Annotated in this window: 24 protein-coding genes; 3 read left to right on the top strand and 21 right to left on the bottom strand. The window is 61.8% G+C overall.

Translation table 11 applies throughout. The annotated features are described in order from the left end of the window. Window position 1: 1 nt before the first annotated feature. The 5 genes from PSH73_RS05425 to ppc all read right to left on the bottom strand — a co-directional run bounded on the left by PSH73_RS05425 (window position 2) and on the right by ppc (window position 5735). Window positions 2–862, bottom strand: coding sequence for a DUF72 domain-containing protein (locus tag PSH73_RS05425; protein WP_057441772.1), 861 nt, complete (start codon window positions 860–862; stop codon window positions 2–4). Continuing rightward, window positions 862–1182 carry a hypothetical protein gene (locus PSH73_RS05420; RefSeq protein ID WP_057441774.1) on the bottom strand — a complete coding sequence of 107 codons (321 nt, stop codon included), beginning with the start codon at window positions 1180–1182 and terminating at the stop codon, window positions 862–864. The genes PSH73_RS05425 and PSH73_RS05420 overlap by 1 nt, the downstream gene beginning before the upstream one ends. Window positions 1183–1374: 192 nt before the next feature. After that, a complete protein-coding gene (gene tsaB / locus PSH73_RS05415; protein ID WP_057958675.1) occupies window positions 1375–2058 on the bottom strand; it encodes a tRNA (adenosine(37)-N6)-threonylcarbamoyltransferase complex dimerization subunit type 1 TsaB in 684 nt (227 codons plus the stop codon). Between the two features lie 90 nt (window positions 2059–2148). Continuing rightward, complete coding sequence (gene adk / locus PSH73_RS05410; protein WP_057441778.1) at window positions 2149–2796, bottom strand: adenylate kinase; 648 nt, start codon at window positions 2794–2796, stop codon at window positions 2149–2151. Between the two features lie 293 nt (window positions 2797–3089). Then, window positions 3090–5735, bottom strand: a complete 2646-nt coding sequence (gene ppc / locus PSH73_RS05405) for a phosphoenolpyruvate carboxylase (RefSeq protein ID WP_057441780.1) — start codon at window positions 5733–5735, stop codon at window positions 3090–3092. A 184-nt stretch (window positions 5736–5919) separates the two neighbouring features. Between ppc and PSH73_RS05400 the strand changes: the two genes are divergently transcribed. The 3 genes from PSH73_RS05400 to PSH73_RS05390 all read left to right on the top strand — a co-directional run bounded on the left by PSH73_RS05400 (window position 5920) and on the right by PSH73_RS05390 (window position 7819). Continuing rightward, window positions 5920–6264 (top strand): hypothetical protein, encoded by a 345-nt coding sequence (locus PSH73_RS05400; protein ID WP_057441782.1) that lies wholly within the window; start codon window positions 5920–5922, stop codon window positions 6262–6264. Window positions 6265–6556: 292 nt separating this feature from the next. After that, entirely contained in the window at window positions 6557–6982 is a 426-nt protein-coding gene (locus tag PSH73_RS05395; RefSeq protein WP_057441784.1) for a DUF4398 domain-containing protein, read from the top strand. Between the two features lie 54 nt (window positions 6983–7036). Further along, entirely contained in the window at window positions 7037–7819 is a 783-nt protein-coding gene (locus PSH73_RS05390; RefSeq protein WP_057958673.1) for an OmpA family protein, read from the top strand. 85 nt (window positions 7820–7904) lie between these two features. Here the strand turns inward: PSH73_RS05390 and PSH73_RS05385 are convergent, their stop codons facing one another. The 16 genes from PSH73_RS05385 to PSH73_RS05310 form a co-directional block, all read right to left on the bottom strand. Next, the gene (locus PSH73_RS05385) at window positions 7905–8219 is read right to left on the bottom strand and encodes a hypothetical protein (protein WP_057958672.1); all 315 of its coding nucleotides are present in this window, start codon (window positions 8217–8219) and stop codon (window positions 7905–7907) included. 97 nt (window positions 8220–8316) lie between these two features. Further along, the gene (locus PSH73_RS05380; RefSeq protein WP_057441790.1) at window positions 8317–8643 is read right to left on the bottom strand and encodes a hypothetical protein; all 327 of its coding nucleotides are present in this window, start codon (window positions 8641–8643) and stop codon (window positions 8317–8319) included. Further along, window positions 8640–9554 carry an alpha/beta hydrolase gene (locus tag PSH73_RS05375; RefSeq protein ID WP_057958671.1) on the bottom strand — a complete coding sequence of 305 codons (915 nt, stop codon included), beginning with the start codon at window positions 9552–9554 and terminating at the stop codon, window positions 8640–8642. Before PSH73_RS05375 ends, PSH73_RS05380 begins: the two co-directional genes overlap by 4 nt. 143 nt (window positions 9555–9697) lie before the next feature. After that, a complete protein-coding gene (locus PSH73_RS05370; RefSeq protein ID WP_057441794.1) occupies window positions 9698–10975 on the bottom strand; it encodes a flavohemoglobin expression-modulating QEGLA motif protein in 1278 nt (425 codons plus the stop codon). A 21-nt stretch (window positions 10976–10996) separates the two neighbouring features. Continuing rightward, entirely contained in the window at window positions 10997–11545 is a 549-nt protein-coding gene (locus tag PSH73_RS05365) for a hypothetical protein (protein ID WP_169960728.1), read from the bottom strand. Window positions 11546–11588: 43 nt separating this feature from the next. Continuing rightward, on the bottom strand, window positions 11589–12305 hold the full coding sequence (locus PSH73_RS05360) for a TetR/AcrR family transcriptional regulator (protein ID WP_081044192.1): 717 nt from the start codon (window positions 12303–12305) through the stop codon (window positions 11589–11591). A 109-nt stretch (window positions 12306–12414) separates the two neighbouring features. Beyond that, window positions 12415–13914: a lysine--tRNA ligase gene (lysS, locus tag PSH73_RS05355; protein ID WP_057441798.1), complete on the bottom strand. Its 1500-nt coding sequence runs from the start codon at window positions 13912–13914 to the stop codon at window positions 12415–12417. An 83-nt stretch (window positions 13915–13997) separates the two neighbouring features. Continuing rightward, a protein-coding gene (gene prfB, locus PSH73_RS05350) for a peptide chain release factor 2 (RefSeq protein ID WP_104911704.1) occupies window positions 13998–15093 on the bottom strand; the annotation gives its coding sequence in 2 pieces (ribosomal slippage) (window positions 13998–15020 and window positions 15022–15093; 1095 coding nt in all). Between the two features lie 169 nt (window positions 15094–15262). Beyond that, the gene (locus PSH73_RS05345) at window positions 15263–16264 is read right to left on the bottom strand and encodes a diguanylate cyclase (protein WP_057441800.1); all 1002 of its coding nucleotides are present in this window, start codon (window positions 16262–16264) and stop codon (window positions 15263–15265) included. Between the two features lie 51 nt (window positions 16265–16315). Then, window positions 16316–17326, bottom strand: coding sequence for a chemotaxis response regulator protein-glutamate methylesterase (locus PSH73_RS05340; protein ID WP_120731778.1), 1011 nt, complete (start codon window positions 17324–17326; stop codon window positions 16316–16318). Further along, window positions 17323–19620, bottom strand: coding sequence for a hybrid sensor histidine kinase/response regulator (locus tag PSH73_RS05335; RefSeq protein WP_057958668.1), 2298 nt, complete (start codon window positions 19618–19620; stop codon window positions 17323–17325). The genes PSH73_RS05340 and PSH73_RS05335 overlap by 4 nt, the downstream gene beginning before the upstream one ends. After that, on the bottom strand, window positions 19617–20315 hold the full coding sequence (locus tag PSH73_RS05330; protein WP_057445119.1) for a chemotaxis protein CheW: 699 nt from the start codon (window positions 20313–20315) through the stop codon (window positions 19617–19619). The genes PSH73_RS05335 and PSH73_RS05330 overlap by 4 nt, the downstream gene beginning before the upstream one ends. After that, the gene (locus tag PSH73_RS05325) at window positions 20312–21580 is read right to left on the bottom strand and encodes a protein-glutamate O-methyltransferase CheR (RefSeq protein ID WP_120731772.1); all 1269 of its coding nucleotides are present in this window, start codon (window positions 21578–21580) and stop codon (window positions 20312–20314) included. Before PSH73_RS05325 ends, PSH73_RS05330 begins: the two co-directional genes overlap by 4 nt. After that, the gene (locus tag PSH73_RS05320) at window positions 21580–22101 is read right to left on the bottom strand and encodes a chemotaxis protein CheW (protein ID WP_128593473.1); all 522 of its coding nucleotides are present in this window, start codon (window positions 22099–22101) and stop codon (window positions 21580–21582) included. Before PSH73_RS05320 ends, PSH73_RS05325 begins: the two co-directional genes overlap by 1 nt. Next, on the bottom strand, window positions 22101–23723 hold the full coding sequence (locus PSH73_RS05315) for a methyl-accepting chemotaxis protein (protein WP_057958666.1): 1623 nt from the start codon (window positions 23721–23723) through the stop codon (window positions 22101–22103). The genes PSH73_RS05320 and PSH73_RS05315 overlap by 1 nt, the downstream gene beginning before the upstream one ends. Window positions 23724–23870: 147 nt before the next feature. Continuing rightward, window positions 23871–24581 carry a tellurite resistance TerB family protein gene (locus PSH73_RS05310; protein WP_057958665.1) on the bottom strand — a complete coding sequence of 237 codons (711 nt, stop codon included), beginning with the start codon at window positions 24579–24581 and terminating at the stop codon, window positions 23871–23873. Between the last annotated feature and the right edge of the window lie 834 nt (window positions 24582–25415).

The following is a 25415-nucleotide window of genomic DNA, read 5'->3' as shown; positions in this document are numbered from 1 at the left end:
CCTAGAGTAACCCCAGTTGCTCCACCGCGGGTTCCCGATGCAACTGCGCCAGCGCCGGCAACCCCGGCAACCGCTCCATCAATTGCTGATGAAAGCGTATGGCCAGTTGGGCCGCCAGGCGGTTATCCGAGGTGTGCAGGAACACATAAGGCGTGCGCCCCTCCTCAATCCAGCCTGCGACTTTCTCAAGCCACGGCACGAGGAACGGGTCGTTGGCTTCCAGGTCCGGGTGGCCGATAAAGCGTACCTGGGGAAACTGGGTCAACGCCGCTGGCCGGGGCGGTACCTTGGGCTTTTTCGATTGGGCGTGGAGCACCGCTGCCGAAGTCGACGTGCAACTGAACAAAGCTCGTGGATCCAGGCAGATACGCTCGACCCCGCGATCACGCAGCAGGCGGTTGAGGCTGCGCTCGGCGTCGCCCTTGGCGAAGAACTCACGATGACGCACCTCCACCGCCAACGGACGCTCCAGACCGTCGATAAACCCTGCCAGCTCCCCCAGCCGCTGCGGGGTGAAGCTGGCCGGCAGTTGCAGCCACAACGGCGACACCCGCTCGCCCAGCGGGCTCATCAACCCAAGAAAGCTTTCGGCGGCGGGCAACTGTTCGCGCAGGTCGGCACTGTGGCTGATATCACCGGGAAATTTGGCGGTAAACCGAAAGTGCGCGGGCATGATCTCGGCCCAGCGCTGCACGGTGGCCACCGAGGGCCGCGCGTAGAAGGTGGTGTTGCCTTCGCAGGCATTGAATACTTGGCAATACAGCCCAAGAAAATCCGTGGCGCGGGCGTCTTGCGGATACAGGTACTCGCGCCAGGCGTTTTCGCTCCAGGACGGGCAACCGAGGAAATAAGGCAACAGCATCAGATGTGGATATCGAGACCCAGCACTTCCATATCCCATTCGACAAAGCCGGCAGTGGTCAGGTAGCTGGCCAGGGCCGTAGCGACGTTTTTGCTCATGGAGCGCGGGAAGATCATGTCTTGCTGGCGGGCCGGAACGCCGCCGATACGCGAACCGCTGGCACCTTGGGCACGGGCGGAAACTGCCGCGCCCTGGGAGGTTTCGGGCTGGACTTCAATAAAGTCGGGGGATTCTTCGACGGACTCGTCTACCGTCACGTTCGCCTTGCGTGGCTTGCGCTTGAGGGGGTAGGACTGGGTAGAAAAGCCGTCTATACGCATACATGCAGATCCGCTATCAATGATGGCAATTTAGCGGCACTTTCCTTGGCACGCAAATGCTCTGGTGATAACTAGAACACATAAACGGGCAAAGGTTTAAACCCAGGGACAAATTCTGACGATTGGCGCGAATTGCCTGCGATCAACGGTGGGGCTCGGCAGCTCCCACACTAGAGGCTGAGCGCAATAAGCCTAGAGCCCGCGCTCGGCCTTGGTCTGTGCCACTTTATCGCGCAGGTACACCGGAGCGGCCTGATCAGCCGGGATCGCCTCGCCGCGCTCCCAGGCAAAACGCGCCAGGCTCAGCAGGTCTTCGGCATGGGGCAACATCCCGGCATCCTGGCCGGCCGTGGCCACGGCGATACGTTCGCCATAACCCCACCCCGTACCAGCGCCAAACCAGTCGCCACTGGCATCGGCCGGCAACGCGGCGGCCTCGGGCGGCTGCACGGCCTCGACGCCGACCAGGCGCATCTCACCAGCGGTTTCGCGGTAGCAGCCCCAATAGACCTCATCCATCCGCGCATCAATGGCGGCCGCGACCTGGCGTGCGCCATGTTCACGCAACGCGCGCTGGGCCAACACGGCGAGGTTGGACACCGGCAGTACCGGCCGCTCCAGGGCAAACGCCAGGCCCTGCACCACACCGATGGCGATGCGCACACCGGTGAATGCACCCGGGCCGCGGCCAAAGGCGATGGCGTCTACCGCCGACAGGGTGGTGCCGGCATCGAGCAATAGCTGCTTGATCATCGGCAGCAGCTTTTGCGCGTGCAGGCGCGGGATCACCTCATAGTGGCTCGTGACCTTGCCGTTATGCAGCAGGGCAACGGAGCAAGCTTCAGTCGCGGTGTCCAGGGCCAGCAGGGTGCTCATCGGTATGGGTGTCCAAATCGAAAAAAAGTGCGCCAGTATAAACAACAACGGCCCGCAAGCGGGCCGTTGAACGTCAAGCCAATCGTCAGATCAGTTCAGCGCTTCCAGCACCTTGGCGGTGATGGCTTCCACCGAGCCAACGCCCGGGATGTGGCTGTATTTCGGCTTGCCCTGGGCAGCCGACAGCTTCTGGTAGAACTCTACCAGCGGCTTGGTCTGGGAGTGGTAGACCGACAGGCGATGACGCACGGTTTCTTCGGTGTCGTCTTTGCGCTGCACCAGGTCATCACCGGTTACATCATCCTTGCCAGCCACTTTTGGCGGGTTGTAGACGATGTGGTAGACGCGACCCGAGGCTTCGTGAACGCGGCGACCGGCGATACGCTGGACGATCTCTTCATCTTCAACGGCGATTTCAACCACAGCGTCCAGCTCGACGCCGGCTTTCACCAGGGCTTCGGCCTGGGGAATGGTGCGTGGGAAACCGTCGAACAGGAAACCGTTCTTGCAGTCGTCCTGGCTGATGCGTTCCTTGACCAGGTTGATGATCAGGTCGTCGGAGACCAGGCCACCGCTGTCCATCACGCTCTTGGCGATCAGGCCCAGCTCGGTGCCGGCCTTGACGGCAGCGCGCAGCATGTCGCCAGTGGAGATTTGTGGAATGCCGAACTTTTCAGTGATGAACTTTGCCTGAGTACCTTTACCGGCCCCGGGAGCTCCCAGCAGAATGACGCGCATCGATGTGCTCCTCAATTTTTTATAGAGATGACGCTCGGATTCGCCGCGTGGGGCCAATCTCGTAGAATATGCTCGTAAAAATACGAATCCAGGCCGCCCAACCGGCCAAAGGCTGATCAAGATACACAGCGAGCCCTAACCACACAAGCCGCCAAAAGTCGGAAGAACCCGCACCACACAAGCCTTTTGGTCGCGGTATCCCTTGGTGCAACCCGGACACAAAACCGCCGGCACAGCCCTTTCGGGTCAGCCGGCGGTTTTGTGTGCAAGCCCTTGAGAACACGCCAGAAATGTCAGCCGGTGTTACGCAGCCCGGCGGCAATACCGGCCACGGACACCAGCAGCGCCTGTTCCAGAGGGCTGTCCTGTGTCGCCTCCTGCTGGCGGGAGCGGGCCAGCAGTTCGGCCTGCAACAGGTGCAACGGGTCGAGGTAGGTGTTGCGCAGGCGGATGAACTCCAGGGTGTCGGGGCTATGGGCCAGCAGCTGCGACTGGCCGGTCAGGCCAAGCACCACGGCGCAGGCCTGCGACAATAGGTCGCGTAAATGCGCACCCAATGGCAACAGGTCGGCTTGCACCAGACGCTGGTCATAGAGCCGGGCGATATCGGCGTCAGCCTTGGCCAGGACCATTTCCAGCATGTCGATACGGGTGCGGAAGAACGGCCATTGTTCGCGCATCTGCCCCAGCAATTCACCTTCGCCGCGCTCCAGGGCCTTGCTCAATGCCGCTTCCCAGCCGAGCCAGGCCGGCAGCATCAGGCGGGTCTGGGTCCAGCCGAAGATCCACGGGATTGCACGCAGGCTCTCGATGCCGCCGGCACGGCGCTTGGCCGGGCGACTGCCCAGGGGCAAGCGGCCCAGTTCCTGCTCGGGGGTGGACTGGCGGAAATACTCGACGAACTGCGGATTTTCCCGCACCACTGCGCGATAGGCGCTGACACCATCAGCCGCCAATTCATCCATCAAATGGCGCCAGGCCGGCTCCGGTGGTGGCGGTGGCAATAAGGTCGCCTCCAGCACTGCGGCCAGGTACAGATTGAGGTTCTGCTCAGCGATATCCGGCAAGCCGAACTTGAAACGAATCATCTCGCCCTGCTCGGTGGTGCGGAAACGCCCGGCTACCGAGCCCGGTGGCTGCGACAGAATCGCCGCATGGGCCGGGCCGCCGCCACGGCCCACGGTGCCGCCGCGACCATGGAACAACAACAGTTCCACCTGCTGCTCGCGACAGATATCCACCAGACGTTCCTGCGCCCGGTACTGGGCCCAGGCCGCAGCCGTGGTGCCAGCGTCCTTGGCCGAGTCCGAATAGCCGATCATCACTTCCTGCGGGCCTTGCAACCGCGCGCGATAACCGGGCAGCAGCAACAGGCGCTCGATTACCGGGCCGGCGTTGTCCAGGTCGGCCAGGGTCTCGAACAACGGCACCACACGCATCGGCCGCTGCACCCCGGACTCCTTGAGCAGCAACTGCACTGCCAGCACATCGGATGCCGCGCCCGCCATGGAGATGACGTAGGAACCGAGGGAAGCCGCCGGCGCAGCGGCGATTTCCTTACAGGTATTGAGCACTTCGGCGGTATCGGCCGAAGGCTTGAAATACCCCGGCAACAACGGGCGACGATTGGCCAACTCCTTCATCAGGAAGGTGATGCGCGCGTCTTCGTCCCAGTCCTCATAGCGACCCAGACCCAGGTAATCGGTGATTTCGGTCATCGCCGCCGAATGCCGGCTGGAGTCCTGGCGTACATCCAGGCGCACCAGGAACAGGCCGAATGTCACTGCACGGCGCAGGCAATCGAGGAGCGGGCCGTCGGCAATCACGCCCATGCCGCAGGCGTGCAGGGACTGGTAGCACAGCTCCAGCGGCTCCAGCAGGTCACGATTGTTTTGCAGCACATCGGCTGGCGCCGGGAGGCTGCCGGTCAACGCCGCGTGCGCCCAATTGCGGGTGGCGCGCAGGCGTTCGCGCAGTTGTTTGAGCAAGGCTCGATAAGGTTCGACGCTGTCGCCGACCTTGGCCTGCAACTCAGGGCTGGCCTGCTGCATGGACAGTTCCGAGGCCAGGTGGTCGATATCCCGTAAATACAGATCTGCCGCCATCCAGCGCGCCAGCAGCAGCACTTCACGGGTCACCGGCGCCGTCACATTGGGGTTGCCGTCACGGTCGCCGCCCATCCACGAGGCGAAGCGGATCGGCGCCGCCTCCAGGGGCAGGCGCAGGCCGGTGGCGGCGTGCAAGGCTTGATCGGCCTTGCGCAGGTAGTTGGGGATCGCGTGCCACAGCGAATGCTCGATCACCGCAAAGCCCCACTTGGCCTCGTCCACCGGGGTGGGCCGGGTACGGCGGATTTCTTCGGTGTGCCAGGCTTCGGCGATCAGCCGTTGCAGGCGTTGGCGAATCTGCTCGCGCTCGGCGCTGGTCAGGTCACGGTGATCCTGCAAGGCCAGTTGTGCGGCGATGGCGTCGTATTTCTGGATCAGGGTGCGGCGCGCGACTTCGGTCGGGTGGGCAGTGAGTACCAGCTCGATCTCCAGCCGCGCCAACTGCCGGGCCAGGGATTCGCTGCTGTGGCCCTCACTCTGCAGCCGCGCCAGCAGCTCGGGCAACACCCGCGATTCGAACGGGGCCGGCTGGGACTCATCGCGCCGATGAATCAGTTGGTACTGCTCGGCGATATTGGCCAGGTTGAGGAACTGGTTGAACGCCCGTGCTACCGGCAGCAGCTCGTCTTCCTGCAACTGGTTGAGGCTGGCGCTGAGTTCTTCACCGGCCGCCGCATCCGTGGTCCCGCCCCGGCGATCGGCCTTGGCGCCCTTGCGAATCTGCTCGATCTTGGCGAGGAACTCATCACCGTACTGTTCTCGAATCGTGTTGCCCAGCAATTCACCCAACAGGTGAACATCTTCACGCAAACGTGCATCGATATCGCTCATCAGCCAATCTCCAGCCAGGAATCCGTGATGCTTTGATCTTTAAGAGTGCCGATCAAGCCTTGGTCTGACAAGGAACTTTAAACCTTGGCGGTTGCAGCTAGTCTCAAGGGTACGTCGTCGCGTTATCCACGCTACGACTGGTCACTCATCACCGCCCGCTACCCCGGGCATCACTGAGGTTGCCATGAAAATCCGAGAACTGGCCCAGCAATGGGAAGAAACCGCCAAGGGTCGCCTGACCAAGACCGAATATGCCATCCACCTGGATGTAGAGGCCGCTGCCCGGCTGGCGGCCATCCGCGAGATGTACCCCAAGCGCAGCACCGAGGAATTGCTCGGCGAGCTGATCGGCGCCGCCCTGGAAGAGCTGGAAGCCAGCTTTCCGTATATCCGGGGCCAGCATGTGGTTGCCACCGATGAAGAGGGTGACCCGCTGTATGAAGACGTCGGCCCCACGCCGCGCTTCCTGTCGCTGTCACGGCGGTACCTGCACGACATGTCAGCCACGCCTGACGATCAGAAACACTGATCCACATTCGCTGATAAAAACCATCCCCCAGCGTACCGGGCCTTTCATAGGCCCGGCATACCGCTGCAGGTGGCAAAAGTTCCGATTTTTTATCGCCGCCCCCTCAGTCAGATTTGTTCAGATATTTTTTCGGGCAAATCGCCATCTTTGGCTGAACTATTCAAAAAAGCCTCGGGTCACAGCCAGTAAGCCATCACTTGGAACAGGCGTTTGAAAAGGCACACTGAGCTTCACCGCCAAACGCAGACGCTGAACACCGTAGATGGATTTGATGTTTTTCAGGAGTTATCTAATGGAGTTGAAGACGATGAAGACCAGCACTGCCAAATCCTCGTTTAACCACCTGCGCGGGCTCAAATTGGCCGCGTTGGCAATCGGCACCAGCTTCGTCCTCGCGGGCTGCGCCGGCAACCCGCCGACCGAACAGTACGCAGTGACCCAATCGGCCGTGAACAGCGCTGTAAGCGCTGGCGGTACCGAATACGCTGCCGTGGAAATGAAAGCTGCACAGGACAAGCTCAAGCAAGCCGAGCTGGCCATGCATGACAAGAAATACGACGAAGCCCGTCGTCTGGCCGAGCAGGCTGAGTGGGACGCTCGCGTGGCAGAGCGCAAGGCCCAGGCTGCCAAGGCCGATCTGGCGCTGAAGGATTCTCAGAAGGCTATTGAGGAGCTGCGTAACGAAGGCATGCGCCCTGCTGTGATCCAGCAGAAGTAAGCACCGCCATTGTTTGCATCGCACCCGAAATCGAATTGAAAGGACGACACCACTATGCGTAAACAATTGATGATCCCTGCCCTGCTGGCGATGAGCGTTGCACTGGCGGCTTGCTCCACCCCGCCTAACGCGAACCTGGAAAACGCACGGACCAACTTCTCGGCCCTGCAAGCCAACCCGCAAGCGACCAAAATCGCCGCCCTGGAAACCAAGGACGCCAGCGAATGGCTGGACAAGGCTGACAAGGCGTACCGCGACAAGGAAGACGAGAAGAAGGTCGACCAACTGGCCTACCTGACCAACCAGCGCGTTGAAGTGGCCAAGGACACCATCGCCCTGCGCGAGTCCGAAGCCAAGCTGAAAAACGCTGGCGACCAACGTGCCCGCGCCCTGCTCGAAGCCCGTGACGCGCAGATCAAGCAACTGCAAAGCAGCTTGAACGCCAAGCAGACTGAACGCGGGACCCTGGTGACCTTTGGTGATGTGCTGTTCGCTACCAGCAAGGCTGATCTGAAATCCAGCGGCCTGGTGAACATCAACAAACTGGCGCAATTCCTCCAGGAAAACCCGGATCGTAAAGTCATCGTCGAAGGCTACACCGACAGCACCGGCAGCGATGCCTACAACCAGACCCTGTCCGAGCGCCGCGCTACTTCGGTGCAGGTTGCACTGATCAAGATGGGCGTTAACCCAAGCCGCATCGTGACTGCTGGCTACGGCAAGGCATACCCGGTTGCCGATAACGCCAGCGTTTCGGGCCGTGCCATGAACCGCCGCGTTGAAGTGACCATCTCCAACGACAACCAGCCGGTCAAGCCACGTTCTTCGGTTCAATAACCGACTGACAGCTACTGGTCTGAAAGCCCTGCCTGTGTTCCAGGCAGGGCTTTTTTGCATAAGAACTGCGGGCAGACTCTGCGGATCAGCCGAAATTGATTTGGCTGTTGTTCTCTTGAGGCATCTGCATGCCTTGCTGCTGATCGCCACTCATCTGCTTGCGCAGCGGGTCCTCTTCCTCGTTAGCACCGCCACTGCCGCCACTGCCCTGGGAGCCGCCTGCACCTCCCGCACCGCCCAACAGTTGCGCCAGGAGTTTCTTCAGCGCTTCAGGATCCATACCGCCCTGCTGCTGACCGCCTTCGACGCCCTTGCCAACCATATTGCCGGAATCCCCCATGCCGGCGCCGCCGAAGTTACCGAACCCGCTGCCACCACCGCCTACTCCATTAATACTCATAGTGATACTCCACGTAATTAAGGGTTACTCGTCAGCGCTGCTGACGACCCAATCAGTGGTGTCATACGGAATATGGTTCCAAAAACTACCGGCAGGCTCACTCCTGCAGTTGCGGGGTTTCCTGGCCCATGCAACGCACCGCCTGCTTCTTGCTGTTTACCAGCACGCCCGTCAGCCCCTTTTGCTCGGTATCGAACAGCACCAGCACACCGTCGACGCATTGCGCCACTTGAGGGGCCGGGGTCAGGGAAACTTTGTAGTCCTCGCCGGGCACGGTCTTGAGCATGGTGTAGTCGCTGAGCAGCAACGCATCCTCAGGCTTGGCGAAGTGCAGGTAGCCGTAGTACCACAGGCAGCCAACGGTACCGATGATGGTGCCGATGCCGGTGAGGATCAGGGGGATCATGTTGCGTTCTTCGCTCATTGCGGGCTCTCTGATGATTCGGTTTTAGGATTGGCAGCCGCCGGATAATTGGGAATTTCCCCCAGGCGGCGCAAACCGTTGAAATGCTGCGGATCGTCAAGATAGCGCAGCATTACGGTTTGCCAGGTCTTGTCGGCAAAGGTCTGCACGTGACCGCCCCGGGTCAGTTGCAACACCCTTGGCGGCGGCGCAGCTTGATACAGACGGATGCCGTTGGAAAGCGGCACGATCGGATCATCCAGACTGTGGAACAGCAGTTTCGGCACGCCAGTCAGCTGTGGCATGCCATGGATCGCACTGTCGGCGTCTGGCACCAGCCACGACAACGGCACCTGGAACGGCCATGTTAGCCAGGAAGTGCTCAGGGCGAATTGCCCTACATCACGATAACTGGCGGGCACGCCATCGAGCACCAGCGCTTTGAGCCGGGGCTGTCGCTCGGGGTGTGCGGCCAGGTAATGCACGGCCAACGCCCCGCCCAGGCTCTGGCCGAGGACCACCAGCGGCTGCCCTTGGGTTTCAGGGGCCTGGTCGAGCCACTGGAAGGCGGCATCCAGATCCTGGTAAATGGCCGGCAACGAAGGTTTGCCTTCTGACACGCCATAGCCGCGATAGTCCAGCATCAGCACTTGATAGCCCTGGGCCGGCAACCACCAACTGCCGCCCAGGTGCCCGGAGAGGTTGCCCCCATTACCGTGCAGGTGCAGCACCGTGCCCTTGAGCGGCACGCCGGCCTTGGCTGGCAGCCACCAGGCCCGCAACTTCAGGCCATCGGCGGTGGTCAGGGTGACGTCACGGTATTCCAGGCGCGCCTGCTGTGGACTGAACGGCAGGCCGGGCTCGGGGTAGAACAGCAGCGAGCTGCAGCCATTGAGGGTGAGGAGCAGGCATAGAATGCCGAGGAGTCTCATCCGTTGAAACCTCGCAAATGGGTGGGGACACAACCCTGATAATCAATGAAGACTAACTGTGGGAGCTGGCTGTCAGTTACTCCACCGGTGGCTGACAGACCGCGATCGCAGGCAAGCCTGCTCCCACAGTTGATGGGATTTGGTCAGAGGATATTGGAGTAATCCGCCTCGATCCGGTCCAGGCTCAGGTGGTTGAGGAAGTTGGAGAAGCACATCCATGCCGACAGCGCGTTCATGTCACGGAACTGATCCGGCAGGTATTTGGGCGGCACCACCAGGCCTTCGTCCACCAACTGGCGCAAAGTACGCATGTCTTCCAGGGTGGTCTTGCCGCAGAACAACAGCGGCACCTGCTCCAGCTTGCCCTTGCGCACGGCCAGCTGGATATAGTTGTAGACCATGATAAAGCCCTTGAGGTACGACAGATCCTTGGTAAACGGCAGCCCCGTCGGCGTCGAGCCGCGGAACACCCGGCTGGCGTTGCCGTAGCTCTCGGCCATTTCAAAGCCTTGCTCGCGGAAGAATTCGAACACCTGCAGGAAATCGGCGCCCTCTTCCACCATATGGATCGCGCGGGTGCGGTTGGTCAACTTGCGCAAGCGGCTGGGGTAAGAGGCGAAGGTGATGATCTCCATCAAGATTGCCAGGCCTTCCTGGGTCACGGTCGACGACGGTGGGCCCTTGGACAGGAAGGTGCAGATCGGCTGGTTCTGGCCATTGAGGGTGGTGCCCACATGGACCAGCCCTTCGTGCACTTCCAGGGCCCGCACATCCCGCTCGTTGAACATCGCATCGGCGCGGATCTTGATGTAGTCGGCGCCCGCCGCCGCGTCGGCAACGATGCCGTCGGATTCAAACACACGAATGGTTTCTTCGGCTTCGCCAAACACTTTGTTCAGGCGGCTTTGCAGCAGGCCCACAGCGTCCTTGGCGGTCAGGGTCTTGGCTTCGTCCTTGAGGTCGCCACGACCGTCGATGTTATTCAGGTAGTCGGAAAGCATCAGGCCCAGGTCGGCCAGGGTCGGGTCGCCGGCATGGAATGCATCGGAGGCGGCGCCGTAAAGCTCCTGGGAAATCAGGCCGAAATCCTCAGTGCCACGGGCTTCGAGCATGCGCACCACCATGCGGTACTCCTTGCACATGCGCCGCATGATCTGCCCGACCGGGTTGAACTGGCCCAGTTGGCGGGTGATATCGCGCTCGATGTTCTGGAACTCCAGCTTCACCTTGCTGGAATCGAACGACAGTGGCCGGTTCAGGTAATAGTCGCGATCCACCGCCGGCATGTGCTTGCCCTTGCCCTGGAGGAAGCCCTTGCGAATGTTGTCGTCCCACTTCACGGCGTCGAGGACGCGAATCGGTGTCTGCGCCAGCACAATGCGATCGGACAAGGTGCGTATCGTCTGCTGGTAATCGTCCACCCGGTGCTCCCTCTTTAAACGTTATTTGCCCACACGCTTATAGCGTACGGCTTCGACAAACACATCGGCGTTGGCCGGATCATCCAGGTAAGCCAGGATCTGGCTCATGGGGCTGTCGATCAATATGCCGTCACCTTCGACAGTTTCCACGTGACTGCCAATCAGGATTTTCTGCGCGATGGCCTGGTTGATTGCCTCGGGGTCGAGGTTGTAGACCACCAGTTCGCGAGCCTCATTCAATTCAAAGCCGGCGAGGATAAAATGCCCACCCAGCTTGTCCGGCAGCGGCGCCGACAGGTACCAGCGGTTGCCGTGGCGGGACACGCTGAACAAATATTCGTCGCGCTTGACCGGTTTGGTTTGCGAAGTGCTCACCGCCTTGTAGCGATGCTGTCCAGCGCGACTGATCTGCAGGTCGAGCGGTTCGCCCCAGGCGTTCCTGCTGGCCCACTTGCCCAGCAGCGCGTCAGGTGCGGCCTCGCTGGCCGGCAGGGGTTCCTTGAAGGTCACCAGGCAGCCGCTCAGGAGCAGCAACACCATCGCGGTCACAACCACACGCCAGGTTTTCATCCATCACTCCACAGCTGTTTTGGGTGGCCCGGCTCCCACACGACTAGACCGAGGCCAGTACCAGGTGCATGTAACGCTTGAGAATCTCGAGCATTTCTTCGCCAGTCAGGGCCTCGGGCTCGAACAGCAGGCCCTGATATTCCATCCGACTGATAATCGCCGTCAACACTTTGGCATCTTGCTGGGGTTCGCGGGAGCCCAATACCTGGAAAAACTGGCAAGTGCCCTGCAACAGAATCTGCTGATGGGAGCGCACCAGGTCGGCCAGGCGCGGGTTCAACAAGGCCTCCTGGCGAAACGCCTGCTCGGCCATCAGGTACTCGCGACGGTTAAGCAGTTGGCGCAGGACGTAATCGGCGGTCAGCCGCGCAATATCGTCGGCCAGTTGCGAGCGCGACTCGGCGCTGCCATCACCATAAGCCACCATCTCGCGCAGCAAGCCCTCATTGCGCACCCACAACTTGCCCATGAACGCCGCACTGCGCTCCACGTACTGGGCAAAGGTGTCGGTAAGCAGGTCGTCGATATCCTTGAAGTAGTAGGTGGTGGCCGACAATGGCACACCCGCCTCCGCCGCTACCGCCCGATGGCGCACGGCGCGCACGCCGTCGCGCACGACAATGCGCATCGCTGCATCGAGGATGTCTTGCCGACGCTGCTCGCTGCCCTGGCGACTGGCCTTGCGCCCTTGGTACTGAACACTTTCAGCCACGGCGGCAGCAATGCCAGCGGCGCCTTCTTGAGCCATTACGCGCTTCACGAAAGATCGTCCTCTCCTATCAACAGAAGCCTGGCGCCGTTTGCTTGACGTTAGTTCAGGCCCCACAAAAAAGCCGCCTTATAAAAGGCGGCTTGATGATTTACTGCGGTTACGCTTGCGGCCGCATATGCGGGAACAAGATGACATCGCGGATCGACGGTGAGTTGGTGAGCAACATCACCAGACGGTCGATACCGATCCCTTCACCAGCCGTTGGCGGCATGCCGTACTCCAGCGCGCGCACGAAGTCGGCGTCGTAGTGCATGGCTTCGTCGTCACCGGCGTCCTTGTCGGCCACCTGGGCCATGAAACGCTCGGCCTGGTCTTCCGCGTCGTTAAGCTCGGAGTAGGCGTTGGCGATTTCGCGACCACCGATAAACAGCTCGAAACGGTCGGTGACGTTCGGGTTGTCGTCGTTGCGACGGGCCAGCGGCGACACTTCGAACGGGTACTGGGTGATGAAGTGCGGCTGCTCCAGCTTGTGCTCCACCAGCTCTTCGAAAATCATCACCTGCAGCTTGCCCAGGCCTTCGAAGCCCAGGACCTTGGCCCCGGCTTTCTTGGCGATGGCGCGAGCCTTGTCGATGTCGTTCAGGTCGTCAGCGGTCAGCTCAGGGTTGTACTTGAGGATCGAGTCGAACACCGACAGGCGCACGAACGGCTCGCCGAAATGGAACACCTTGTCGCCGTAAGGCACGTCGGTGCTGCCCAGGACCAGTTGCGCCAGCTCGCGGAACAGTTCTTCGGTCAGGTCCATGTTGTCTTCGTAGTCGGCGTAGGCCTGGTAGAACTCCAACATGGTGAATTCCGGGTTGTGACGGGTCGAGACACCTTCGTTACGGAAGTTGCGGTTGATCTCGAACACCTTCTCAAAACCACCCACCACCAGGCGCTTGAGGTACAGCTCCGGCGCGATACGCAGGAACATTTCCAGGTCCAGGGCATTGTGGTGGGTTTCGAACGGCTTGGCTGCGGCGCCGCCCGGGATGGTCTGCAGCATCGGCGTCTCGACTTCGAGGAAGTCACGCGCCATCAGGAAGCTGCGGATGTGCGCGATTACTTGCGAACGCACGCGGAAGGTCTGGCGCACTTCTTCGTTGACGATCAGGTCAACGTAGCGCTGGCGATAGCGCTGCTCGGTGTCGGTCAGGCCGTGGTGCTTGTCCGGCAGCGGGCGCAGCGACTTGGTCAGCAGGCGCACGTTGGTCATTTCGACGTACAGGTCGCCCTTGCCGGAACGGGCCAGGGTGCCTTCGGCGGCAATGATGTCGCCCATGTCCCAGGTTTTCACCGAGGCCAGGGTTTCTTCCGGGAGGGTCTTGCGGTTGACGTAGACCTGGATGCGCCCGGTCATGTCCTGGATCACCATGAACGAGCCACGGTTGAGCATGATGCGACCTGCCACCTTGACCGGGATCGCCGCTTCAGCCAGCTCTTCCTTGGTCTTGTCCGCGTACTGCTTCTGCAAGGCATCGCAGTAGTTTTCGCGGCGGAAGTCATTGGGGAAGGCATTGCCCTTGGCGCGCTCGGCAGCAAGCTTTTCCTTGCGCAGGGCGATCAGGGAGTTTTCTTCCTGTTGCAGGGCCTGGTCGAGTTGTTGGTCGCTCATGTCTTTAAATTTTCCATCACAGGTTCGTTGCCCCCAGGCCTTCGGCCTGGGGATCGCGGGCAAGCCCGCTCCCACAGAGGGTGTTACAGGCCGGACTTCAGGCTCGCTTCCAGGTATTCGTCGATATCGCCGTCGAGTACCTTGTCGCAGTCGCTGCGTTCGATGTTAGTGCGCAGATCCTTGATCCGCGAAGCATCAAGCACATACGAACGGATCTGGTGACCCCAGCCGATATCCGACTTGGTGTCTTCCAGCGCCTGGGAAGCGGCGTTGCGCTTCTGCATTTCCTGCTCGTACAACTTGGCCCGCAGCATTTTCATGGCGGTGTCCTTGTTGGCGTGCTGGGAACGTTCGTTCTGGCAGCTGACCACGGTATTGGTCGGAACGTGGGTGATACGTACGGCCGAGTCAGTGGTGTTTACGTGCTGACCACCGGCACCGGAGGAACGGTAGGTGTCGATCCGCAGGTCGGCCGGGTTGATCTCGATTTCCACCTTGTCGTCGATCTCTGGGGAGACGAAAACGGCGGAGAACGAAGTGTGGCGACGGTTGCCGGAGTCGAACGGACTCTTGCGCACCAGACGGTGTACGCCGATCTCGGTCCGCAGCCAGCCAAAGGCGTATTCACCCTTGATATGCACGGTCGCGCCCTTGATACCGGCGACTTCACCGGCGGACAGCTCCATGATGGTCGCTTCGAAACCGCGTTTGTCAGCCCAGCGCAGGTACATGCGCAGCAGGATGTTGGCCCAGTCCTGGGCTTCGGTGCCACCGGAACCGGCCTGGATATCCAGGTAGGCGTTGTTCGGGTCCATTTCGTGGCTGAACATGCGGCGGAATTCAAGCTTGGCGAGGTTGTCCTCGAGACGGGCCAGCTCGGCGACGACATCGCCCACTGCGCCTTCGTCGTTTTCTTCGACGGCCATGTCCAGCAGGTCGCGGCAATCGCCCAGACCGGTGTTCAACTCGTCGAGGGTGTCGACGATCTGCGCCAGCGCAGCGCGCTCGCGGCCCAGTTCCTGGGCGTATTCAGGTTTGTTCCAGACAGCCGGATCTTCAAGCTCGCGATTGACTTCGGTCAGACGCTCATGCTTTTGATCGTAGTCAAAGATACCCCCGAATAGTTTCGGAGCGCTCGGACAGGTCCTTGATGGTGTTCAGGATCGGGTTGATTTCCATGGCGGGCAGCACTCGTTGGCGAACTTTTGAAAGCCGGCGAGTATAACGGCAAAAGGCTGGAAACGGCAGTCCGCTTGGCCGAAAAGGCCGGGTTTGTGTGATATCTACAGGCCGATAACGATCAAAGTTGGGAGCGGGCTCCCACATTGGGTTGGCGGTGTCCTGCAGGCTATTCGATCCCCACCTGGTTGCGCCCATTATGCTTGGCCAGATACAACCCCTTGTCCGCCGCCGAGATCAATTGCCGGCAATCAGTCCCCAGCAGCGGCGTCATGGTCGCCAGGCCAATGCTGATGGTCAGGCTCGCCCCTTCAGAGGGTGCGATATGCGGGATTTTCAACGCGGCAACAGCCTGGCGCAGTTTCTCCGCCACCAACCGCGCACCGCCCGGCGAGGTGTTGGGCAACACCAGGGCAAACTCCTCGCCCCCGTAGCGCGCCGGCAGGTCCGAAGGACGGCTGCTGGCGTCACGGATGCTCGCCGCCACCTTACGCAGCGCCTCGTCTCCTTCCAGGTGGCCAAAGCTGTCGTTGTAGGTCTTGAAGAAGTCCACGTCGATCATCAACAACGACAACTGGGTCTGGTCCCGCATGGCGCGCCGCCATTCCAGCTCCAGGTATTCGTCGAAATGCCGGCGGTTGGACAGCCCGGTCAAACCGTCGGAGTTCATCAACCGCTGCAGCACCAGGTTGGTGTCCAGCAGTTGTTGCTGGCTGACCCGCAATGCACGGTAGGCCGCATCCCGCTGCAACAGGGTCATGTAGGAGCGCGAGTGGTAGCGGATACGCGCCACCAGTTCGATGTTGTCCGGCAGTTTCACCAGGTAATCATTGGCCCCGGCGGCAAACGCGGCGCTCTTGATCAGCGGGTCTTCCTTGGTCGAGAGCACGATGATCGGGATGTTCTGCGTCGCCGGGTGGTTGCGGTATTCGCGCACCAGGGTCAGGCCGTCCAGCCCGGGCATGACCAGGTCCTGGAGAATCACCGTCGGCTTGATGCGGATCGCCTGGGAGATGGCCTGGTGGGGGTCGGCACAGAAGTGGAAGTCGATATTCTCCTCATGGGCCAGACCGCGTCGCACGGCTTCGCCGATCATCGCCTGGTCGTCCACCAGCAACACCATGGCGGCGTTTTCGTCGGTCTTGAAGTCGTCGAGCTGTAAATCATTCATTTGCGGTCACCTGAATTACTACGTGCAGGCCAGGACAGCGAGTTATATCGGTCATTTTGCGAATACCTCCAGCAATCGTGGCGCAATTCTGTCCAACGGGCGAATCTCAACAGCGGCATCAATCGCCGCCGCCGCTTTGGGCATGCCGTAAACCGCACAGCTCTGCTGATCCTGAGCGATGGTCAGATAGCCCTGCTGACGCATCAATTTGAGTCCCTGGGCTCCGTCACGTCCCATGCCGGTCAGTAATACGCCGACGGCATCGCCGTTCCAATGGCTGGCGACGCTCTCGAAAAACACGTCGATGGACGGCCGATAAATCTCGTTCACGGGTTCCGCCGTGTAGGCCAACGTGCCGTTTTTCAGCAGCCGGATATGATGATTGGTGCCGGCCAGCAATACCACGCCGCTTTGCGGTGGCTCACCTTCGCGTGCCAGGCGCACCGGCAGGCCCGAGGCGCTGCTCAGCCACTCGGCCATGCCGGCGGCGAACACCTGGTCCACATGCTGCACCAGCACAATGGCTGCCGCAAAGTTCCGAGGCAAGCCCTTGAGCAGGGTTTCCAGCGCCGCCGGGCCGCCCGCCGAAGAGCCGATCGCGACCAGGCTCTGGCGCTTGCCCGTCCCCCGCGGATGCACAGGTTCGGCCCGCACCCGGCTGCCCCGCTGGCCGATCAGCCAGCCAATATTGAGGATCTTGCGCAACAGGGGCGCGGCCGCCTCCTTGGCATCGCCAACCCCCAATGCCGGGGTGTCCACCACATCCAGGGCACCATGGCCCATGGCTTCAAACACGCGGCTGACATTCTGCTGGCGATCCACCGTAACGATAACGATAGCGCATGGCGTCTCGGCCATGATCTGCCGGGTGGCCTCGACGCCATCCATCACCGGCATGATCAGGTCCATCAGGATCAGGTCCGGGGTCAGCTCGGCACAGCGCTGCACCGCTTCCAGGCCATTGGTGGCAACCCACACTACTTGATGGGCCGGTTCGAAGCTCAAGGCCCGGCGCAAGGCCTCGACCGCCAGGGGCATGTCATTGACGATGGCGATCTTCATGCCCGGGCGCCTCCAATCAGTTCCACCACCGCATCGAGCAGGGCGTCATCATGGAAACTGGCCTTGGCCAGGTAATAGTCGGCGCCGGCATCCAGGCCGCGCCGCCGGTCTTCTTCACGATCCTTGTAGGACACCACCATCACCGGCAGCGACTGCAGGCGAGTGTCACGGCGTAAAAGTGTGACCAATTCGATACCGTCCATGCGTGGCATATCAATGTCAGTAATCAGCAGGTCGAAGTCTTCGGAACGCAGAGCATTCCAGCCATCCATGCCATCGACGGCGACCGCCACCTCATATCCACGATTAAGTAATAGCTTGCGCTGCAGTTCACGCACGGTAAGCGAGTCATCCACCACCAGGATGCGCTTGCGCGTGGCCTCGACGGTTTGCTGCGCGCGGCGGGCAATGCGTTCCAGGCGGCCGGTGTTGAGCAGCTTGTCCACCGAGCGCAGCATGTCTTCGACATCGACGATCAACACCACCGAGCCGTCATCCAGCAGCGCACCGGCAGAAATGTCCTGCACCTTGCCCAGGCGATCGTCCAGCGGCAGCACCACCAGGGTGCGCTCGCCGATAAACCGCTCTACGGCAATCCCGTACACCGCATCGCGCTCGCGGATTACCACGACCTTGAGGGTATCCTGGCTGGTCTGCCCGGGCGGGCGCTGCAACAACTGGCTGGCCGCGACCAGGCCGACATGCCGGCCTTCGTGCCAGAAATGCTGGCGGCCTTCCAGTTGCACGATTTCGTCGGGTTCCAGGTCGCACATACGCTCGATATGGGCCAGGGGGAAGGCGTAGGCTTCTTCGCCAACCTCCACCACCAGGCTGCGCACCACCGACAAGGTCAGCGGCACTTCCAGATGGAAGCGGCTGCCCTGCCCTGCCGTCTGCTCCAGCACCACCGCACCGCGCAATTGGCGGACCATGTGTTGCACCGCATCCAGGCCGACACCGCGCCCGGAGACTTCGGTCACCTTGTCGCGCAGGCTGAAACCCGGCAGGAACAGGAAGGTCAGCAATTCCTCTTCGCTCAGGCGCAAGGCGGTTTCCAGTGGCGACAGATTGCGCTCGACAATACTGTCGCGCAGGCGCGCAAGGTCCACGCCGTTACCGTCATCACTCAATTCCAGTACCAACAGGCCAGCCTGGTGCGAGGCACGCAGGCGGATCAGGCCTTCGGCCGGCTTGCCCGCCAGCAAGCGCTGCTCGGGCATCTCAATGCCGTGATCGACGGCATTGCGCAACAAATGGGTCAGCGGCGCTTCGAGTTTTTCCAGGACATCACGGTCAACCTGAGTCTTCTCGCCTTCGATTTCCAGGCGCACCTGCTTGCCCAGGCTGCGGCCCAGGTCGCGCACCATGCGCGCCTGTCCCGCCAGCACATCGGCAAACGGGCGCATGCGGCACGCCAGCGCGGTGTCATACAACACCTGGGCGCGCTGCCCGGCCTGCCAGCCGAACTCATCCAGTTCAGCGGTCTTTTCCGCCAGCAGCAACTGCGCTTCGCTCAACAGGCGGCGGGCATCGGCCAGGGCTTCCTGGGCTTCGAGGTTCAGGTCGACGGTCTTGAGCTGGCCATCAAGGTTGTCCAGGGCCCGGGCGCTATTGCTTTGGATGCGCTTGAGGCGTTGCAGACTGGACAGGTAAGGCTTGAGCCGCTGGGTTTCCACCAGGGATTTGCTGGACAGGTCCAACAGGCTGTTCAAGCGTTCGGCGGTGACCCGCAACACCCGCTCGCCGCCTTCGGTCATACGTTTGTTGTGGCGCGGCGCATCACTGCTGACCGGCGGCGCGGCCTCCGGCTCCGGGGGCAATAGCAGCGATTCTTCAAGAGACGGCAGCGGCTGCGCGAGCGGCGTAGCCACGGGCGGCGGTGCAACCACCTGGGCCATGGGTTGCGACGGGTCCAGCAAGCGTTCCATCAGCGCCACATACGCCTGGATATCGGCCGGGCCCACGGTGTTACCCGGTGTGGCGATGCGCATCAGCAGGTCGGTGCCCTGCAACAACGCGTCGATATGTTCGGGTTGCAGAAACAGCCGGCTTTCCTGGGCGCTGACCAGGCAGTCTTCCATCACGTGAGCCACGCTGACGCCGGCATCGACCCCGACAATCCGCGCCGCGCCTTTGAGCGAATGCGCCGCACGCATGCACGCCTCAAGTTGGTCGGCCTGGGTCGGGTTGCGTTCCAGGGCCAACAGGCCGGCACTCAGGACCTGGGTCTGGGCATCGGCTTCCAGGCTGAACAGTTCCAGCAGCGAGGCGTCGCGCATCTGGTCGGGGGTCATGACAGGCTCCGGGTCACGGCAGACAGCAGTTGCGTCTCGTCCAGCCAGCGCAGGCTGCGGCCCTTGAACGGCAACACACCCTGGGTGTAGCGCGCACTGGCCTGGGTGCCGGAGGCAGACGCGGCTTTCAGGGTGCGCTCATCAATGGCATGGATGCCATCCACTTCATCCACCGGCACCACTACCGGGCCATCCTGCGCGGCGATGATCAGCATGCGCGGCATGATCCGCCCGCCACTGGCGCCGCCGCCGCTGCTGTCGAGCCCGAGCAACTCCACCAGAGACAGGCAGGCCACCAGCGCACCGCGCACATTGGCGACCCCGAGCAAGGCCCGCGAGCGCTGGTGGGGCAAGGAATGGATCGGCTGCAGGGGCGCCACTTCCACCAGGCAGCGGGTGGCGATGCCCAGCCATTCCTCGCCCAGGCGGAACATCAGCAAGGACCGGGTGGCCACCTCGTCGTCCGCCTGTGTCGCAGCGCCAGGGTGACGGTCCTCTTGCTGCAATGCATAGCGATCCAGCAGGCGAGTGGCCGCTGCCGAATACACCGCACAATTGCGGCAGTGGATATGCTCGGCCAGCAACGGGCAGGATTTATCGCCGTGGATCCCGATGCGGTTCCAGCAATCGTCAATGGCCTGGGTATCGGCGACCGTCAGGTTCAGGCCGGTGTCCGGGGATGCGGAGCTACTCATCGTTTACGCTCACTGTCAGCGGCTCGCTCGCTACGGGCAGCACGGGCTTGCAAGCGCCGCGCCCCCGCCGTATCGCCCTGGGATTCCAGCAGTGCGGCCAGGTGCATCAAGGCCTGCGGATGCTGGGGTTCCAGGTACAAGGCTTTTCGATAATACCCCTGGGCTTCCAGGGCGCTACCCGCCACATCGCTGAGCAGGCCCAGCCAGTAAAACACCTGGGCCGCCGGCGGATGACTCTGCAGGTACAGCTCACAGGCAGCACGGGCCTCAAGGCTCTTGCCTTCATTGGCCAGGGTTGCGATCTGCCCGAGCAGATCGGCAGCATCCGAATGCACTGGCGCAGGCTTGATCGGCGCCACCGGCGCTGCGAATGCACTGAAGGCTCGCGGTTTACTCGCAATCGGCGCTGCGCTGCGTTGCGGCAGCGGCGCCGGTATGGTGGTGAAGACCGGCTCAGGCGGCGCGGCTTCGGCGTGGCGACTGAAGGCAAACGACTGCGGCACACCAATCGAGCGCATGCCCAGGCGCCCCAACAGGCTGCCTTCGGCCGGGCCGATAAACAGCACGCCGTCGACATGGGTCAGGCCCTTGAGCACTTCAAAGACCTGCTTCTGGGTCGGCTGGTCGAAGTAGATCAGCAGGTTGCGGCAGAACACAAAGTCATAAGTCGGCTCATTGGCCAGCAACTGCGGGTCCAGCAGGTTGCCCACTTGCAGGCGCACTTGCTCACGCACCCGGTCGGCGACGCGATAGCCGTCGCTCTCGGCGCTGAAATGCCGCTCACGAAACTCGAGGTCCTGGCCACGGAAGGAGTTCTTGCCATACACCCCGCGCCGCGCGCGCTCCACCGACAATGGGCTGACGTCCATGCCTTGCACCTTGAACTGGTGGGGCGAAAGGCCCGCATCGAGCAGGGCCATGGCGATGGAATAGGGTTCCTCGCCGGTGGAACACGGCAGGCTGAGAATGCGCAAGGCGCGCATATGCTTGATTTCGCCCAGCCGTGTCACCGCCAGCCGCGCCAGGGTGGCAAAGGATTCGGGATAACGGAAAAACCAGGTTTCGGGGACGATCACCGCTTCGATCAGCGCCTGCTGTTCCTCGCTGCTGGTTTGCAGGCGTTGCCAGTACTGATCGGCACTCAGCCCCTGCAACGCCTGGCTGCGCTGGCGCACGGCGCGCTCGATGATGGCTTCGCCCACCGAGGCGACATCCAGGCCGATGCGTTCCTTGAGGAAGTCGAAGAAGCGTTGATCATTGCTCATCACGCCTCCCCAACGGTCAGGTCGGGGGCAAACAGCAAAGCGCAGACCTCGGGGGTCAGCAGGTCGGCGACGCCGATCCACTGCATCAGCCCCCGCTCGTCTTCGCGCACCGGCCCCAGGTAGGGCGCCTGGCGATTGTCCAGGCCGTAGGGCTGGAAGTCCGCCGGGTCGCAGCGCAGGGTGTCAGTGGCCTGTTCGAGGATCAGCCCCAGCCAGCGCGGCTCCAGCCAGGTTTCTGGCCGATAGTTGACCAATACCAGACGCGTACTGGTGCGGGCCTGGGCCGATGTACCAAAGGTCAGGGCGCTGAGGTCGATCACCGGCACCATGTTGCCGCGATGGGCAAAGATCCCGGCGACCCACACCGGCGCATGGGCAATCGGCTTGAGTGGCAGGCGCGGCAGCACCTCGGCCACTTCCGTGGCCTTGAGGGCGTAGCGCTCGCTGCCGATATGAAACACCAGGAACAAGGCTTTTTTGGCTGCTGTCATCGCGCCGCGTTTCGCCGCTGGATCGCTCATCAGACTTTAAAACGCGACACGCCGCTGCGCAGACCCACCGCAACCTGGCTCAGTTCATCAATGGCAAAACTGGCCTGGCGCAGGGACTCCACGGTCTGGCTGCTGGCATCGCCCAATTGCACCAAGGCATGGTTGATCTGCTCGGCCCCCGTGGCCTGGGCCTGCATGCCCTCGTTGACCATCAGCACCCGCGGCGCCAGGGCCTGGACCTGATGGATGATCTGCGAGAGTTGCTCGCCGACCTGCTGCACCTCGAACATCCCGCGACGGACCTCTTCGGAGAACTTGTCCATGCCCATCACGCCGGCCGATACCGCCGATTGGATCTCGCGCACCATCTGCTCGATATCGTAGGTGGCCACGGCGGTCTGGTCGGCCAGACGCCGTACTTCGGTGGCGACCACGGCAAAGCCGCGCCCGTATTCACCGGCCTTTTCGGCCTCGATGGCAGCGTTGAGGGACAGCAGGTTGGTCTGGTCGGCCACCTTGACGATGGTCACGACCACCTGGTTGATGTTGCCGGCCTTCTCGTTGAGGATCGCCAGCTTGGCGTTGACCAGATCGGCGGCGCCCATCACCGAGTGCATGGTTTCTTCCATTCGGGCCAGGCCTTGCTGGCCGGAACCGGCGGCCACCGAGGCCTGGTCGGCGGCGGTAGACACTTCGGTCATGGTGCGCACCAGGTCCTTGGACGTGGCGGCAATTTCCCGCGAGGTGGCGCCGATTTCGGTGGTGGTGGCGGCCGTTTCGGTAGCCGTGGCCTGTTGCTGCTTGGAGGTGGCCGCAATCTCGGTCACCGAGGTGGTGACCTGCACCGACGAACGCTGGGCCTGGGATACCAGAGCGGTCAGCTCGGTCATCATGTCATTGAAGCCGGTTTCCACGGCACCGAACTCGTCCTTGCGGTCCAGGTTCAGGCGCTTGCTCAGATCGCCGGTGCGCATGGTTTCGAGGATATCGACGATGCGGTTCATCGGCGCCATGATCGCGCGCATCAGCAGCAGCCCGCACAGGCCGGCGGCGAGGATCGCCAGGAGCAGCGACACGCCCATACCGATTTTCGCTGCAGCCACGGCATCATCAATGGCCGCGGTGGCGTTGTCCGCGACTGCTTTGTTCTCGTTGATGATGTCATTGAGCTTCAAGCGCCCGGCGATCCAGGCCGGGGTCAGTCGCTCGTCGAACATCTTGACCGCTTCGGCTTCCTTGTTGGCCGCATGCAGCTCCAGGACCTGGGCAAGTACTTGGTTGTACTTCTGGTGCAGGGCTTCAAAGGTGTCGAACTCAGTACGATCCTGGCCGATATTGACCGTCTTGGCGTAACTGGCCATATGCTGCTCCAGCTGCGCCTCGAACGTCTTGTAATCCTGCCTATCCTCGTCGGAAATGCCCTGGTGCTCGCGCAACCCGATCAACTCCTGGGTCTGCAGGTAGCTGTCGACCCAGGCGCTACGGATCATCGAGCTGAAAAACACCCCCGGTACGGCGTCGTCGCGTACCACATTTTCGCTCGCTTCGATCTTCAGCAACCGTGAATACGAGACCACAACCATCAGCAGCATGATGGCGATAATCACCGCAAAGCTCGCCAAGATGCGTTGGCGCAAGGTCCAGTTCTTCACAGTAATTCCTCGAAGGCCGATCAAATGCCGGGGAGTATAGCTGAGGCCGTGCCATCATTTATCAATGGGTTGTGGGCCAAGTCTCACGAAATATAAAAACACCCCGCAACCTGGACGGTGACGGGGTAGTTTTCTGTACGGGGCGAGTCAGAGCGTGGCTTGGCGTACCTGTTTTTCCAGTTCGATCTTGAGGCCCGGCTCCAGCTTGAGTTGGCGGGCCAATTCGTCGAGGTAGGACTTCTCCATGAAGTTCTCCTCGTCCACCAGCATGACGCTGGCGATGTACATTTCGGCGGCCATCTCCGGGGTGCTGGCAGCCCGGGCGACATCGGTGGGATCCAGGGGCTTGTTGAGTTCGGCATGCAGCCAGCGTTGCAGTTCCTGGTCGTTGTCCAGCTTGACGAATTCGCCTTCGATCAACGCACGCTCGCGCTCGTCCACATGGCCGTCGGCCTTGGCAGCGGCCACCAGGGCCTTGAGGATGGCCTGGCTATGCAGTTCGACCTGGGCCGGTGGCAGGCGATCGAGGGTCTGCGGTTCGCCTTTGGGCGCGCCGGCCTGTTGTGCCTGCCAGTTGCCGTAGGCCTTGTAGGCAATCACGCCTAATGCGGCAAGACCACCATAGGTGAGGGCTTTGCCACCAAAGTTGCGGGCCTTTTTGTTGCCCAATAGCAGGCCCATGGCCCCGGCGGCCAACGCCCCGCCACCTGCGCCACCGAGCAGGCTGCCGAGCCCGCCACCGCCGAGCAGACCGCCCAAGGCACCTTTGTCATCGCCTTTGCGTTGACCGCCAGCTTTGTTTTGCAGCATGTCCTGGCCAGACTTGAGCAACTGATCAAGCAATCCACGGGTATTCATTCATAGCCTCCAGAGACTTGGGTTCATAGGGTTGATAGGCCTTCAGCGTAAAACTAAGTGCCAATAATCCTGGATATAGAGTGCTTCCAGATGTAACTCAACTGCGATGGTTTTGGGTCGGTGTGTATATCCATTGCTGCGGTCACGGCGGCTATTGGTTCCGCTCTTACAGCGGGTCACTTTTGGAAAAGAGCCCCAAAAGTAACCAAAAGGGCTCTTGCCCCACCACTCGGCACCTCGCCCAGGCTCGGTGTGCCCGTCATCCGACATTGATTTGGGGGGCCGCCGCGATGGGCCATCCATGGCCCAGCGCGGCTAACCCGGCGTCCTGCCGGGTTACCCCCCAAATCAATATCGGATGACGGCCAGCGTGGTTTAACGGGGCGCCTCAGATCAAAAGCAAAGCGAGGCGGCCTGACAGCCGACCTGATCTTCGAGGCGTGCGCGTATCCCTGTGGGAGCGGGCTTGCCCGCGATGGCGGCAGGTCAGCCAATAGATTTATCGACTGATACACCGTCATCGCGGGCAAGCCCGCTCCCACAGGGGAAGGCAGCTTCGCGCTCTGGCTTTGCTGTTGCTCTGCTGTTGCTCTGCTGTTGCTCTGCTTTTGATTTGGCTTTTGATCTTAGGCGCCCCGTTAAACCACGCTGGCCGCAGGCAGGTATTGCGCAGTGGGCACCCCGGCATGGATGCCGGGGTAGCCGCGACACGGCCATGGATGGCCGATCGCGGCGGGCCCACGGAGCAATGCCTGACTGCGGGCATGCCGAGCCTAGGCGAGGCACCGAGTGGTGGGGCAGGAGCCCTTTTGGTTACTTTTGGCTGGGCCGGCA

Origin of the sequence: Pseudomonas sp. FP2294 (assembly GCF_030687625.1) — a bacterium.
Taxonomy (GTDB): Bacteria; Pseudomonadota; Gammaproteobacteria; order Pseudomonadales; family Pseudomonadaceae; genus Aquipseudomonas; species Aquipseudomonas shahriarae.
Note: the sequence above shows the minus strand (reverse complement) of the source record. Positions and strands in the feature narration are given on the sequence as shown.

Coding starts and splice junctions, on each gene's coding strand:
- PSH73_RS05320 (WP_128593473.1), bottom strand. CDS start 22,101: ATGAGCGATCCAGCGGCGAAACGCGGCGCGATGACAGCAGCCAAAAAA.
- PSH73_RS05345 (WP_057441800.1), bottom strand. CDS start 16,264: ATGAATGATTTACAGCTCGACGACTTCAAGACCGACGAAAACGCCGCC.
- PSH73_RS05395 (WP_057441784.1), top strand. CDS start 6,557: ATGGAGTTGAAGACGATGAAGACCAGCACTGCCAAATCCTCGTTTAAC.
- PSH73_RS05425 (WP_057441772.1), bottom strand. CDS start 862: ATGCTGTTGCCTTATTTCCTCGGTTGCCCGTCCTGGAGCGAAAACGCC.
- PSH73_RS05340 (WP_120731778.1), bottom strand. CDS start 17,326: ATGAAGATCGCCATCGTCAATGACATGCCCCTGGCGGTCGAGGCCTTG.
- adk (WP_057441778.1), bottom strand. CDS start 2,796: ATGCGCGTCATTCTGCTGGGAGCTCCCGGGGCCGGTAAAGGTACTCAG.
- PSH73_RS05400 (WP_057441782.1), top strand. CDS start 5,920: ATGAAAATCCGAGAACTGGCCCAGCAATGGGAAGAAACCGCCAAGGGT.
- PSH73_RS05385 (WP_057958672.1), bottom strand. CDS start 8,219: ATGAGTATTAATGGAGTAGGCGGTGGTGGCAGCGGGTTCGGTAACTTC.
- PSH73_RS05325 (WP_120731772.1), bottom strand. CDS start 21,580: ATGAGCAATGATCAACGCTTCTTCGACTTCCTCAAGGAACGCATCGGC.
- ppc (WP_057441780.1), bottom strand. CDS start 5,735: ATGAGCGATATCGATGCACGTTTGCGTGAAGATGTTCACCTGTTGGGT.
- lysS (WP_057441798.1), bottom strand. CDS start 13,914: ATGAGCGACCAACAACTCGACCAGGCCCTGCAACAGGAAGAAAACTCC.
- PSH73_RS05335 (WP_057958668.1), bottom strand. CDS start 19,620: ATGACCCCCGACCAGATGCGCGACGCCTCGCTGCTGGAACTGTTCAGC.
- PSH73_RS05420 (WP_057441774.1), bottom strand. CDS start 1,182: ATGCGTATAGACGGCTTTTCTACCCAGTCCTACCCCCTCAAGCGCAAG.
- PSH73_RS05375 (WP_057958671.1), bottom strand. CDS start 9,554: ATGAGACTCCTCGGCATTCTATGCCTGCTCCTCACCCTCAATGGCTGC.
- PSH73_RS05380 (WP_057441790.1), bottom strand. CDS start 8,643: ATGAGCGAAGAACGCAACATGATCCCCCTGATCCTCACCGGCATCGGC.
- tsaB (WP_057958675.1), bottom strand. CDS start 2,058: ATGAGCACCCTGCTGGCCCTGGACACCGCGACTGAAGCTTGCTCCGTT.
- PSH73_RS05310 (WP_057958665.1), bottom strand. CDS start 24,581: ATGAATACCCGTGGATTGCTTGATCAGTTGCTCAAGTCTGGCCAGGAC.
- PSH73_RS05365 (WP_169960728.1), bottom strand. CDS start 11,545: ATGAAAACCTGGCGTGTGGTTGTGACCGCGATGGTGTTGCTGCTCCTG.
- PSH73_RS05330 (WP_057445119.1), bottom strand. CDS start 20,315: ATGAGTAGCTCCGCATCCCCGGACACCGGCCTGAACCTGACGGTCGCC.
- PSH73_RS05390 (WP_057958673.1), top strand. CDS start 7,037: ATGCGTAAACAATTGATGATCCCTGCCCTGCTGGCGATGAGCGTTGCA.